The organism is Idiomarina seosinensis (assembly GCF_003987275.1).
Classification (GTDB): Bacteria; Pseudomonadota; Gammaproteobacteria; order Enterobacterales; family Alteromonadaceae; genus Idiomarina; species Idiomarina seosinensis.
Map to the genome: position 1 here is coordinate 23,457 of NZ_PIQF01000002.1, position 14,413 is coordinate 37,869.

A 14,413-nucleotide genomic window follows, 5' to 3' on the forward strand; every position below is an offset into this window, starting at 1 on the left:
GCCGTAACTTGCGTCTAAGACGCAAGCTACAGCATTGTTCCGGTTATTGCGTAGCCGATGGTTGCGGCTACACCTGCTAACAGGGCATAGGGTAGCTGCGTGCGCACATGGTCAATATGCTCAGTACCACTGGCCATCGAGGCTATGATCGTGGTGTCAGAAATCGGCGATGCATGATCGCCAAAAATACCGCCGGAAATCGCAGCGGCAATAAACGGTGCCGCCGGCAGCCCTAACGTCATAGCAATCGGAATTGCCAACGGCAGCATAATTGCAAAAGTTCCCCAACTGGAACCGATAGAAAAACCAGTGATTGCCGACAAGATAAAAATCAGCGGCAGTAACATCCACAAGCTAACCGTACCATCCAGCGCTGCGGCTAAGAATTCACCGGTACCGAGATCGCGGGTAAGCCCACCCAGGGTAATCGAAAGCCATAATATAATGGCCAGCGGCAGGATATTCCAGGCACCCAGCAAGGCACTTTTGAGCACCTTCACCAGTCCTGCTGAGCCGGTAACCAGTGTACCGACAATAGCGATAGCCAGCGCAATATAAATGGCTATAAACACGCTCAGCGTTCCGTTACCTTCAACCAGTACACCGTTACCGGTAATTAACAAGATCACCGGTACCATAACCACCAACGAGCATAAGCTGAGCAGCACCACCGCCGTGCCTTTACCAAAGGAAACGTCCTCGTTAGGGCCATCGCTCCAGGTATTTTGGGAGACCCGATTCGGTTTCGCGTTTTGTTCAAACTTGCGCATTGGTCCGATATTCCAGTCGAACCAGGCGACAATCAGCGCCAGCAGTACCGAAAAAATGGCATAAAAGTTAAAGGCCAGCGACTGAATAAAGGTTAATAAAGGCTGCTCGACACCCTGGTTAGAGATTAAGGTTAAATTGAAAGCGCCCCAGGCGTTTAATGGAATTAAGATACAAATAGCCGCACAAGTCGAGTCGACAATGTAGGCCAGTTTTTCTCGCGAGATACCCAACCGATCATAAATCGGCCTTGAGGTAGTTCCGGAGATCATAATGGTGACGTTGGACTCGATAAACACGATAACGCCGAGTACCCAGGTCATTACCCGCGCTCGACGCTTGGATTCGACCCACTGTTTTTGCTCCAGCTTAAGCACAAATTGCTTAAAGGTACCGCCTTTTTCTAAGACTCCAAATAAGGCACCGATGCCGAGCGTGAAAAACCACACCAACATATTGCTGGGATCGACCAGCGTACTCCAGCTACTTAACCAGACGCCTTCTGCGATATTGGCAGAGGACGGTAAAAACAGCAGTACATTGGCTAAGATAATACCGCCAATCAGTGCCAGTAACACTTTGCGGGTAATTATCGCAAAAATAATGGCCAGTAACGACGGCAGTAAGCTGGTCCAGCTAAGTTCCATGGGGCTTGTGATGTTCGGAGTGATGTGCAAAGAGTACCGTAGCTTGCGTCTTCGACGCAAGTAATCTCCGCCGCAAGACCGATTGCTTGCGTCGGAGATATAAGGCAGAGCACTTGCGTCAGAGACGCAAGCTACTAGAATTTATATTCAAAGCCAATGCGTGCTTCCCACAAAGACGCGTTAGTCACACGGCTCTGACCGGCAGGTTCAAAGAACTCGGAGAACACGTAACGGCCTTGAGCATCCACCGTGGCTTCGACCACTTCCTGATACTGCGGGAATCCGGCTTGATACAACACACCCCAGTCGTCGTTTAACATGTTGGTGAAGTTATCAATAACAAAGAACAAGCTAGCTTTATGACCGTCCATTAAGCCCGGCAATTCCTGCTCTACGCGGATATCGACTTTATGCCACCAGTCACTGTAAAACTCGTTTCTGGGTGCTATGCGGCCGGAAAATTCGTCCAGCCCTGATTGCTCAACAAAGCTAAAGAATGCCTGCTGATTAAAACCATCTTCAAATACAACATTACTGTCATCAGCACCGGTTGGGATGTACATTAGCTGACGACCGTCGGTGATATCAGCGCCACCGATGCTGGTGCCACGAGGTTCGGCGAAAGTAAAGCTGTAAGGCCGGCCTTTGTTAGCTGAACCGAACAGGCTAATAGTGGTGTCGTAGCCGTCAAAGAACTCCTTTTTATAGGTTGCGCGGAACGTGAAACGATGAGGAATCTCATAATTTGACGTGGCCGGACGCGGGTCATTCAAATCTGACAAAGCAACATTGGTGTAGTTTGAATAAGCTACTGAGCTGGTCATTGGGTGAGAGTCTTCTGCGTCCGCATAAGCATAAGCCAGCGTTGCATCCAGTCCGAAGTCGTAGGACTTACTGACTGCAAACGAGGCTGATAGAACATTAGAGTCCTCACTGGCATTGGTCAGCAGTAAATCTTCGCCACGATCCGGGTCTCTGCGCTCATAGATCACGCGGCCATCATCTAGGGTGCGGACCGGTTCAATGGCGATGTTTTTGATCATCGGCTCGTCCTGCTTAACCGTATACATTAAATCGGTTTGCAGAATGTAGTCCGCCGGCAGTCTGTAAGTAGCACCTAATGCATACTTCCATTCGCTCGGAATCTCAAAGTTTGGATCTAGTGCATTCACCGCTGAATCACCGTCAGCATTCGCTACCTGGTCAAACAACTCTTGCGGTACGTCATAGCCCGGGCGGCCTTCGCCGGTTAGCGCCGTATTAAACAAGTCGACGTTATCTAGCCGCACCTGCGCCTGCGAGATACCGTTATTTTGAAAGTTATTCGCTAGCCAGACGTTTGGATTACCGCCCGAATAAAGACCAAAACCACCGCGAACCTCAAGCTCTGGTGATACCACCCAGTTAATACCTAAACGCGGCTGTATCAGCCCTTCACCGTCAAAAGTATTGGTATTGGCGTAACCATAACGCTGCTGAAATTTCGGGTTTAAGGTTGGCTGATCGCTGCTGGTATACCAGTCATACCGTAAACCGGCAGTGATGGTCATATCCATGTCTGCGTAATAATACTCATCCTGCAAATAAGCAGTGTTAACGGCATAACCGAACTCGCCGGCAGCATCACGTGGGTCGTTCGTATTGGCACCGGAACCATAATAAAGACGGTCGATAATACCGTTACGGAAGTTATCGATACCGGTTACGTCGTACTCACCGCCGCGTGAGTGCTGCACGAACATGTTAAAAACGTCCAGGTCTTCGCGTTCAAAACCACCGGAGATCACGTGATCGCCGAAGAAGTAGGTACCACGAATTTTATAGAACAGATTGTCGTAGTACAGGTCGTTCGCCTGACGCGAGTCATCCGCCCCCAGATAAACCGTGGCTCGTGAGTCAACGCCATCGCCGTCGGGGTCGTTCAGGGTTACAATTTGAAAGTCGCCAAAACCTTTAGGCCCGACGGTTTCCTGAGTATTGTCTAACTCAGAATAGCCAACCCGCACTTCGGTAGAAAAGTTATCGGTCCAGTCTGAGAACAGCTGACCAACGTAAGAGGTAGATTCTGCGCCGCGGAAATAGCGGTGGTTAGAAAACTCATACTCATCATTATCACCGTCTGAATTTGACAGATTACCGCCATCATTCCAGTTGTAGGTTAATGAAGCCCGGTGGGCGTCGGTAATAACCCAATCCAACTTAAGCAATAATTTTTCGTCTTCAACAGGTGCTGAGCTGATCGGTGAGCCAACATCGTAGTTATAAATATCCTGGGCGATTTGGCGAATTTCATCTAACTGTGCCTGCGAGACACCCTGTACTGGAGTACCTGCATTAGAATCGGCCGGACCGCGGGTGAAGTTGGTAACCCCTTCAAACTTCTCATAAGCGGCAAAAAAGAACAGCTTATCTTTTAAAATTGCCCCACCGACATTAAAGCCGTACCGGTCTTCGGAATAATCGCCGTTATCCAGCTGGACACCTTCGAGTTCGTCGCCGCGAAAGCTATCACTGGTGTAATCGTAAAAGAAACCACCTTTGAGTTCATTACTGCCTGACTTAGTCACCGCGTTGATATTACAAGCAGTAAAGCCGCCGTATTGCACATCAAACGGAGCGAATTCGACCGCCACTTGTTCAATCGCGTCGTAAGAAAATGGCATTTGTTGGGTCGGGTAACCGTTTGAGTTAAGACCAAAGTTATCGTTTAACCGAACACCATCAACGGTCAGGCTGTTAAAGCGTGGACTACCACCCACACACTGCACGCCATCACCAAAGCTACGATCTACGTATATGCGTGGGTCGGCGCGGATGACGTCTTTTAAATCGCGGTTAATCGCTGGTGCATCTTGCAAGTCAGACAAATTAAAATTGGCGGCCGGACTATTACTGCCATACATTGAATTGGCCATGGAGCTGCCGGTCACCTGAATCGTTTCGATATCGGCGCGAACCGTCAATGACACAGACTCCAGGTCACCTAAGGTTAAGTAGACATTCTGCGCAACATCGCGGCGTCCGTTAGGGCCTTCAGCGATTATTGTATAGGGACCACCCACACTAAGGCCGCGAGCGGAAAACGCGCCCTCTTCGTTGGTGGTATAGGTGCGGGTTGAGCCAGTACGTTCATCACGTACCTGTACTTTTGCATTGCTAACCACCTCGCCTGACTCAGTCGCCACGCTCCCGCGTAAGGCCGACGAGGTATCCTGCGCGATGGCAGTACCGGACAAAGTAACAGCGACTGCTGCAGCAATAGCAGTGCGCTTGAAAGTTAAATTCAACATGATGTTCTTCCCCAGTGTTGTTGTTTTTTTGTACTCCTCTTAATCCTATAGTCTATTTATGACAATTATGTGAAAAAAAAGCCTGATTTCGGTGAATTACCGAAATCAGGCTTTTATATTCGTTTAACCAAAGTGTCCAGTTTTATGGAGTCCCTTCAGGATGCTGTTTAGAAGGTGTAACGAATACCGATTTTCGCGCTCCAGGATGAACTACCCAATTCAACCCTATTGTAGTTGTTCGGATAATATCCTTGGTACACCGGATCTATCTGGTATTGTCCTGTGTCAGATAGACCACCTAAGTCATATAGGTTGATTTGTGGATACGATAACCGACGCTCAACACCCCAGTCCTCGTTTAACAGGTTCGCAAAGTTATCGATGGTTAAGTACAAGATGCCTTTGTGTTCATCCATAAATCCAGGCACTTCTTGCTGGATACTCAAATCCAAATCCGTGACCCACGGCTGGTTGTGGGTATTGCGATCAAGGATGTAGCCTTCACCACCATACGAAATACCAGCGTTGTCCAGCAACATCTTTAACTCGTCCCAAGAAATTGAGTTATCCCAGTCAACATTCGGATCGCTCGCACCTGAAGGAATATAAGGCAGGTAGGCTGACTGACTAAAGAAATTATCGCCTCCGGCTTTATTATCCCCAAAGTCATCGTCTTCATACATACCCATTGCATAACTAAATGGACGACCTGAACGGCGTTCGTAGAACAGATTGAAGCGCGTTTCATAGTCAGCGAAGAACTCAGTTTCGTAACCTAGGGTTACCTTTAAGCTATGCTCAATTTCAAAGTTACCCGTTGCACTAAAGGCCTGGTTACGACTCTTAGCGACGTAGTGCTTATAGTTACTTGCCGCTTGCGAAGAAGAGCCAGCACCATTGTTCTCGATGTCTTGGTGAGTATAGCTTGCAGTAAAGCTAACGCCGTTTTCCCACTGTTTGGCCACCGACTGGGAGAAAATAAAGCTGCGTCCATCTTCTGGCGCATTGGTTAGCATGATGTCATAGTTTTGAGCACCATCACCGTCGTAGCGAGATTCGTAGATAATACGCTCTCCGTCCGCGGCACGACCATCTTCTATCAGTGCAGTATTATACCAAACCGGTTCATCTTGCTTGCGAATATACAATAGTGATGAAGTTGCCCGGAAGTCATCCCCTACCATCGGAATGGCAAACTCGTAATCAAGCGCTAACTGAGCGCGCCAGTCATTTGGCAATTCGAAGTTTGGATCGGTGTAGTTAGTACTACCGTTACCTCGTTCCATTGCTGCCTGAATTTCTTCAGGAACATCGCTAATATCAACGTCAGTGCGGCCATCATAGTAATCTACGATAACACTTTTAGGGGCCTGAACTAAGGTAACACCGTCTTTAGTGAATGGGTTGGTGTACCAAACGTTTGGAATACCACCATAGAAGCGGCCCAGACCTCCACGTACTACCAAGCTGCTGTCGGTGTAATATTTAAAACCAATACGCGGCAATATAATGTCCAAACCATCTAAGTTTTCCTGGTTTGTTATTCCATTGTACGCTTCCTGGAAGTTAGTATTCAGTGTCGGAGTATCCGAAGAATATAAACGTTCATAGCGCAAGCCGGCGTTAATTTCTAAGTTAGGCGTCGCATAGAAGGTATCACCAACATACAGCGCTAATGTCGTACGTTCCACTTCATAAGCAGCGTCTTCTGAATTATTGGTGTACGCGTTTTGGTAGACGAAGTCCCAGTTACCGCGGAAGTTTCCGACAATGCCCTGCTCGAAACCTTCAAAACTATCAAATTCCCAGTTACCACGTGAGTCGGGAACGAATTTATTGTAAAGGTTAAGCTGCTCAATCTCTGTGCCGAACACAATTTCGTGATCACCGGTTAAATAGGTTGCATCGTAATTGAACGTAAGGTTATCGTTTTTAGCAACGTTCGAATGACGGTAGCGGTCTCTTCCAATTGCGAAAGTTGGGCCACGGAAGTACTGGTCGACGCTTACCGCACCAATGTCGGAATTGGTTAGAGAATTCGACTCAACGTCTTTATAAGTTAAGCCCATCTCTGTGACAAAGTTTGAAGACCAATCACTGTATAAACGCAGACTGATGTTGTTCATACGAGTGTGGTATTCGTACCGGCGCGAGTTTAACGCAATGTAATCACCGCCAGTGGCGTAATTACGCTGATCACCGTTATCCTGCCACTGATAGGTTAAATCAAGGCGCTGGTCCTGGTTGATGTTCCAGCTTAGTTTGGTTAACCATTTACGATCGCTGTCTTCTGGATCGCCTCCTAGCGAGTCCGTCATGCCGTATTGTTCGTCGAGAATACGCAAAAACTCGTTATAGTCAGCTTCGGAAATGAAAAACTCATTCGCCGCGCCGCTGCCTTCAAATCCGTAGTCTAAATCAAGCTCACTGCTCCACTCTTCATAGCTAGTGAAAAAGAACAGTTTATCTTCAATAATGGGACCACCCAGCGATAAGCCGAGAGTAGACATGGTTTGAATCGGCTCAACTTCTTCTGTGCGATAAGTCCTGTAACCGTTATCATCTAGTTCACCACGATTTTCTACTAGGTTATCAACATCACCCTTCATACTTGGACCGGAGTATTCGTAGAAAAGCTCACCTGAAAAGTCATTAGTACCTGACTTTGTTATGGCGTTAATAGTACCACCGGAGAAATCACCTTTTTTGACTGAAAAAGGTGCTGCGTCAACAGAAATCTGTTCAATCGCACTTAACGAAACTGGTGCTTGCTCGGTCGGATAGCCGCCGTAGTTCAGACCAAAATCATCATTTTGGCCAATACCGTCAACGGTGATACTGTTCATCCGCGGATCACCACCGGCGATAGTCATTTCACCCGCACCGTTGATAGTCACTAGTGGGTTTATACGCGCGATGTCTTTCAGGTCGCGGGTCATGCTCGGCATGTTATCGATGGTATCTTCACCAAAGCTGCTGCTGGCACCACCTGTTTCAGTTAACAACACTGAACCTGAAACGACCAAACGCTCCATATCGGCCGCTTCAAGTTCACGCGACAGACGGTAGGTATCCCCTAGATTTAAATAAAGATCTTCTAACACCGCATCGCGATACTGATCCGAGTCTAGGATGACTTGATAAGGGCCGCCAACTCGCAGACCTTTAGCTGAGAACTGACCCGCTTCGTTAGTGACAAACTCACTAACAGTACCCGTAGGCTGGTGAATCAAAATAACTTTGGTGTTAGCTGCCGGATTACCTTCCGGACCGGTGATAACACCGCGCATTGAAGACGATGTCTCTTGCGAATAAGCAACGCTAGACATTCCAATAGCTACAGAGATAGCTGCCGAGAGCAGGCTCATCTTGGCATTAAATTTCATGCTTTATTTCCTGATTTTCGAGTGACGATTGAAAGAAATCTGTGTTGACGATAAAAGGTTTTATCGTAGAAAGATGACAATTTGATGAAATATTGAAAAAAGAGGGAACTTTTTCTGAAGGAAGCGAGTTTTGATACGACAAGAGAGCAAGAAAATGGTCGCTTTCGATCCGATGAAGACCCGCGACACAAAAGCTGATTAATCACCGGGAAGCTCATAACGAGACAGGCTTCGCGCGTGCGATAACTGGTAGGAGCTGTGTGAGATGCCATTGATATCATTACGCTTCTAGGACATTTTGTGTCAGATATGTGACATATTTTAATCAATTAATGAGCACTTGCCTAGAGTCAATAGAACCTTTATTGTAAAAAATTGTCTTAGCGGTTCCTCAAAAGGCGTAACGATGGGCTTTATGCGTTCATTTCTTCTTAGTTTAGCGATTTTTTTAATGACTTCTAACTCGAGCTTTGCATCCGATCGCATCCGGATCGCAACTTTTAACGTCAGTATGGATGCCAGTAACTATGTCGAGTACGAGCAACTACCGAAGGTAACCGAGTCGCCGGTACCGGCAAAGCTAGCCGACGGTCACCCGCAGATTGCCGGTATTGCCGAAATTCTGCAGCGCGTGCGTCCCGATATTGTACTGCTTAATGAATTTGATTATGTTGACGCCGAACGCGGCATTAACGTGTTTATCCGTGATTACCTGAGGCAGTCGCAAAACGGCCTCGACCCGATTAATTACCCGCATGTTTATATGGCACCGGTGAACACCGGATTGCCCTCGCCCTTCGATCTGAACCGTGACGGCGAAGCAACCGGCCGTGGTAACGATGCCTGGGGCTTTGGCTGGTATCCAGGCCAGTATGGCATGGTCATTTTGTCGCGTTACCCGTTACTGACCGAGCAAGCACGAACCTTCCAACACTTTTTGTGGAAGGATATGCCGGGGCACCACGTGCCAAAAGTACCTGACGAAAACGGCGAACTAACCGAACAGCACTGGTACTCCGACGAGGTCATGGGTCAGTTTCCGTTAAGCTCAAAATCACATTGGGATGTACCGGTAAAAGTAGGTAACAAAGTCATTCATTTGTTAGCAGCCCATCCGACTCCGCCTGGGTTTGACGGCCCGGAAAACCGGAATGGCATGAAGAACTACGACGAAATTCGGTTATTACGTGACTATCTGACACCAGGGCTGAACCACTATCTATACGACGATAAAGGCGTGCGTGGTGGTTTGCAGAAAGATGCATCTTTCGTGGTGCTGGGTGACTTAAATGCCGCGCCCGATTCAGGTGGTATCGACGGTGCTATTGAACAATTGCTAGAGCACCCTCGGGTTAATGACGTTAAACCGATGAGTAAAGGCGGCAAACGGCACTCTCCGGATCACGACAATTCAGAATACCATACCGCCGCATGGCGCAAGCGTGTCGACTACGTGTTACCGTCTGACGACTTGATCGTAAAAGACGCCGGTGTCTTTTGGCCAATTAAAGGACAGCAGGGCTATCGGTTAATGGCTGAGCGTGGCGCCTCTTCGGACCACCGCCTGGTGTGGATTGATATTAGGTTGTAGAGCCTTCGGCTGGGATGGGCTTCGCGGGTTGGGCCTGCGGCGGTGTGGGGCTTCGTCGAAGGCAGCAAGTTACGCCGCGAGCGAAGCGAGCCCAAACCGGCGCAGCCCCACACCACGCGCAGCGTCCAAACCAAGCGCATTGTCTAAACCACGAACAAAGTGAGTACCCATGGATATCTATTCGGTCTCTAAGCTTAACAACGATATACGGCTGCTGCTGGAGCAGGGCTTTGGCAATATCTGGCTGATGGGTGAGGTATCAAACTTTGCAGCGCCGGGCTCCGGGCACTGGTACTTTACCCTAAAAGACGACAAAGCCCAAATTCGTTGCGCCATGTTCCGTGGTAACAACCAACGCGCTAAAATTAGGCCCCAGAACGGTGTGCAGGTGATGGTTCGGGCGCGGGTAACAGTTTATGCGCCACGCGGCGACTACCAGCTAATTATCGAACATATCGAGGATGCTGGTCAGGGACTCCTGCAGCAACAGTTTGAACAGTTAAAAGTAAAACTTGCCGCCGAAGGTCTATTTGCCAACGAGCGCAAGCGCCCGCTTCCCGATGATATTCGCCGGGTTGGGGTTATCACCTCGCCGACCGGTGCCGCTATTCAGGATATTCTAGCGGTGATGAAACGTCGCGACCCGCAGGTCGAAGTGATTATTTATCCCAGCGTTGTACAGGGTGAAGCGGCTATCCCCCAATTAAAGCAAATGCTGACAAATGCCTATCAGCGCAACGAAGTGGATGTGCTGCTGGTAAGCCGTGGCGGCGGTTCGATTGAAGACCTCTGGTGTTTTAACGACGAATCTGTTGCCCGTTTATTATTGGACGCGCCGATGCCGGTGATCAGCGCTGTCGGCCACGAGGTGGACTTTACCATTTGTGATTTCGTCGCCGACTTGCGTGCTCCCACACCATCCGCAGCGGCTGAACTGGTTACTAAAGATCGTGCGCAAACCCGGCAGCAGTTGCAGTCTCTGCAACAACGCCTGGTGTTAGCGCAACAACGCAGGCTGCAACAGTCCCGGCAGCAACACCAGTTTTTAGCGGCACGATTGCAACAACAACATCCGCAAAGACAATTGCTACAACAATCGCAGCGTGCGGATGAATTACAAGCACGGGCAATGCGCGCGATCAGCAGCCAGCTGCAACGTGTAAGTCAGCGCCAAAGCTATGTGAAAAGCCGGCTGCAGGCACTGCATCCGCAAAAGGATATTGACCGTTACCAACAGCGCCTCGTTGATGCTCAGGAGCGGTTAAACCCAGCGGTGACGCGACTGTTAAAGCAGAAGTCAGAAAGGCAGCGGGCGTTAATGCAGGCACTTAACATCGTCAGTCCACTGAACACTTTAGAGCGCGGCTACGCCATCGTGCGCGACCAGCAAGGCAAGGTTATCCACGCCGCCGAAGAGGCCCCGTCCGGAACCGGGCTATCGATTAAACTGGCCAAAGGCGAGATTAAAGCAAGAACGGTTTAGGCTCGCTTTGCTCGCGGTTTATCATGAGCGCAGCGAATCCAAACCGCGAAGCCCGGAGGGCAAGCCTAAACCGCGAAGCCCAAACCGCCCGCAGGGCCTACTCCCACTCAATAGTAGCTGGTGGTTTGCCGGAAATGTCGTAGGTGACGCGGGAGATGCCGCTGACTTCGTTAATGATCCGGTTCGACACTTTTTCTAATAACTCGTACGGCAGGTGCGCCCAGCGTGCGGTCATAAAGTCGATGGTTTCGACGGCACGCAGTGAAACAACCCAGTCATACTTACGCTGATCGCCCATAACACCGACCGAGCGCACTGGTAAGAACACCGCAAAAGCCTGACTGACTTTATTATACCAATCAGCTTTGTGCAGCTCTTCAATGAAGATCGCATCGGCACGACGCAGTAAGTCGCAGTACTCTTTCTTAATTTCGCCCAGCACACGCACGCCAAGACCTGGCCCCGGGAATGGATGGCGATACAGCATGTTGTAGGGTAAACCCAGCTCAAGCCCAATTTTACGCACTTCGTCTTTGAACAACTCGCGCAGCGGTTCGACCAGACCAAGCTTCATGTCTTCCGGCAGACCACCGACATTGTGGTGCGATTTGATTACATGTGCTTTACCGGTTTTTGAACCTGCCGATTCAATCACATCTGGATAGATTGTGCCCTGAGCTAACCAGTCAACTTCGGTCAGCTTAGCGGCTTCTTCATCAAAAATATGAATGAAGGTGTTACCAATGATTTTACGCTTTTTCTCTGGATCGTTTTCGCCCTGTAAAGCATCTAAGAAGCGATCTTCGGCGCGAATCGGTAGGATGTTCAGACCATAGTGATCACCGAACATTTCCATCACCTGCTCGGCTTCGTTTAGGCGTAATAAGCCATTGTCGACGAAAATACAAGTCAGCTGCTCGCCGATAGCGCGATGCAGTAACATGGCGGTCACTGACGAATCGACCCCGCCAGACAAGCCTAAGATAACTTTATCGCTACCAACTTGCTCACGAATGCGCTCTATTGCGTCATCGATAATTTTTGCCGGAGTCCATTGCTTTTCACAACCACAAATATTACTTACAAAGTGTTCGAGCATGCGCATGCCCTGGCGCGTGTGAGTCACTTCCGGGTGAAACTGAACACCGTAAAACTGACGACGCTCGTCAGCCATTGCCGCGTAAGGGCAATAGGAGGTCTTAGCGACCGTGTGGAAACCCTCGGGGATAGTCTCTACTTTATCACCGTGACTCATCCATACATCAAGCAATGGAGCACCATCGTCACTGACTGCGTCTTCAATAGCTTCGAATAATGGGCTGCTCTCGACCAATTCGATTTGCGCATAGCCAAATTCACGCTCTAACGAGCATTGCACTGAACCACCTAGCTGGTGAGCCATGGTTTGCATGCCATAGCACACACCAAATACCGGTACGCCGGCTTCAAACACATAATCCGGCGCACGCGGCGAGTTCTCTTCAGCGACACTTTCCGGCCCACCTGAGAGGATAATCCCCTTCGGTGCAAAGTCCTTAATATCTTGTTCATCAACGTCCCAGGCCCAGAGTTCGCAATACACGCCGATTTCGCGGATACGGCGGGCAATTAACTGGGTGTACTGCGACCCGAAGTCTAAAATAAGGATTCGGTGGTCGTGAATATCTCTAGTCATTGGTTATAAGTTCCGTTATTCGATTAAAAAGGCTTAAGAGCTACGGTAGTTAGGCGCTTCTTTGGTAATTTGCACATCATGAACATGAGACTCACCCATGCCAGCTGCCGTTACTTTGACAAACTGAGGCTTAGTGCGCATTTCGTCGATATCAGCACAGCCAGTCAGCCCCATTGCTGAACGGACGCCACCCATCTGCTGGTGAATAATCGCCGAAATCGGACCTTTGTAAGCAATCCGCCCTTCGATACCTTCAGGTACCAGTTTTTCCGCTTCGTTGGAGCTTTGGAAATAACGATCCGAAGACCCGTTACGTTGTCCCATAGCACCTAAGCTGCCCATGCCACGGTACGATTTGTAGTAACGCCCCTGGTACAGCTCGACTTCTCCCGGAGACTCTTCGGTACCGGCTAACATGCTGCCAACCATGACACAGTTAGCGCCAGCCGCGATGGCTTTGGCGATGTCACCGGAAAAACGGATGCCGCCGTCGGCAATAACTGGAATACCCGAGCCTTTTAGCGCATCAACGGCTTCGCTGATAGCGGTAATCTGCGGAACACCACAGCCAGTTACGATACGCGTGGTACAAATTGAGCCTGGGCCGATACCAACTTTAACGGCGTCAACACCGGCGTCAGCCAGTGCTTTAGCACCAGAGGCCGTAGCTACGTTACCGGCAATAATTTGCAACTTAGGGAAGTCTTTGCGGGTTTGCGAAACACGTTCGATCACGCCTTGCGAATGGCCGTGCGAGGTATCGATTAGCAACACATCAACGCCGGCTTCTACCAACAACTGAATGCGTTCTTCGGTGCCCGGGCCCACACCAACGGCAGCACCTACTCGCAAAGAACCCAATTCGTCTTTGCAGGCATTTGGTTTGTTTTCGGCTTTTTCAAAGTCTTTAAGAGTGATCATGCCTTTTAGCTTGTAGGCATCATCGACCACCAATATTTTTTCGATGCGGTGTTGATGCATCAACTGCAGGATTTCTTCGCTTTCCGCGGTTTCGTGCACGGTTACCAGGCGGTCTTTGCCGGTCATAATTTCGGTAATTTGCTTGCTGTCGTCGTCTTCAAAACGCGTATCACGGCCGGTAACAATACCGACTAAGTCGCCATTTTTCTCGATGACAGGAAAGCCCTGGAAGCCGTGTTCAGCGGTCAAAGCTTTGATTTCGCCGATGGTGGTATCCGGATGAATGGTTACCGGATCGGCCACAATGCCGCTTTCGTATTTTTTCACTTTACGGACGTGCGCGGCTTGCTGTTCTGCGGTCATGTTTTTATGAATAAAACCAATTCCGCCCTCTTGCGCCAGCGCTATCGCTAACGGAGCTTCGGTAACGGTGTCCATAGCGGCCGAGATTAACGGAATATTCAAGCGAATATCGCGCGTTAACTGAGTACGTAAATCGGCTTGATGGGGTAGGACAGTTGAATGTCCGGGGACGAGTAAAACGTCGTCAAAGGTAAGGGCTTCTTGGGCGATTCGCAGCATTGCAACACTCCGTGACTGGATTCATGTTGCGCGTGGATTATACATAGGAATGTTATTTCGCGCAAGCTTT

Annotated in this window: 7 protein-coding genes; 2 read left to right on the forward strand and 5 right to left on the reverse strand. The window is 49.3% G+C overall.

Annotated elements, in window-relative coordinates:
• Positions 1–26 precede the first annotated feature (26 nt).
• The 3 genes from CWI81_RS06450 to CWI81_RS06460 form a co-directional block, all read right to left on the reverse strand.
• Entirely contained in the window at positions 27–1,475 is a 1,449-nt protein-coding gene (locus CWI81_RS06450) for a Na+/H+ antiporter NhaC family protein (RefSeq protein ID WP_241970373.1), read from the reverse strand.
• A 74-nt stretch (positions 1,476–1,549) separates the two neighbouring features.
• Positions 1,550–4,705 carry a TonB-dependent receptor gene (locus CWI81_RS06455; RefSeq protein WP_126784502.1) on the reverse strand — a complete coding sequence of 1,052 codons (3,156 nt, stop codon included), beginning with the start codon at positions 4,703–4,705 and terminating at the stop codon, positions 1,550–1,552.
• A 167-nt stretch (positions 4,706–4,872) separates the two neighbouring features.
• Positions 4,873–8,091: a TonB-dependent receptor gene (locus CWI81_RS06460; RefSeq protein ID WP_126784503.1), complete on the reverse strand. Its 3,219-nt coding sequence runs from the start codon at positions 8,089–8,091 to the stop codon at positions 4,873–4,875.
• 415 nt (positions 8,092–8,506) lie between these two features.
• Here CWI81_RS06460 and CWI81_RS06465 point away from each other — a divergent pair, with 415 nt between their 5' ends.
• Both CWI81_RS06465 and xseA read left to right on the forward strand, forming a co-directional pair.
• On the forward strand, positions 8,507–9,682 hold the full coding sequence (locus CWI81_RS06465; protein ID WP_420809717.1) for an endonuclease/exonuclease/phosphatase family protein: 1,176 nt from the start codon (positions 8,507–8,509) through the stop codon (positions 9,680–9,682).
• 169 nt (positions 9,683–9,851) lie between these two features.
• Complete coding sequence (xseA, locus tag CWI81_RS06470) at positions 9,852–11,165, forward strand: exodeoxyribonuclease VII large subunit (protein WP_126784505.1); 1,314 nt, start codon at positions 9,852–9,854, stop codon at positions 11,163–11,165.
• Positions 11,166–11,262: 97 nt separating this feature from the next.
• Here the strand turns inward: xseA and guaA are convergent, their stop codons facing one another.
• Both guaA and guaB read right to left on the reverse strand, forming a co-directional pair.
• Entirely contained in the window at positions 11,263–12,840 is a 1,578-nt protein-coding gene (gene guaA, locus CWI81_RS06475; protein WP_126784506.1) for a glutamine-hydrolyzing GMP synthase, read from the reverse strand.
• A 33-nt stretch (positions 12,841–12,873) separates the two neighbouring features.
• Entirely contained in the window at positions 12,874–14,343 is a 1,470-nt protein-coding gene (guaB, locus tag CWI81_RS06480; RefSeq protein ID WP_126784507.1) for an IMP dehydrogenase, read from the reverse strand.
• Between the last annotated feature and the right edge of the window lie 70 nt (positions 14,344–14,413).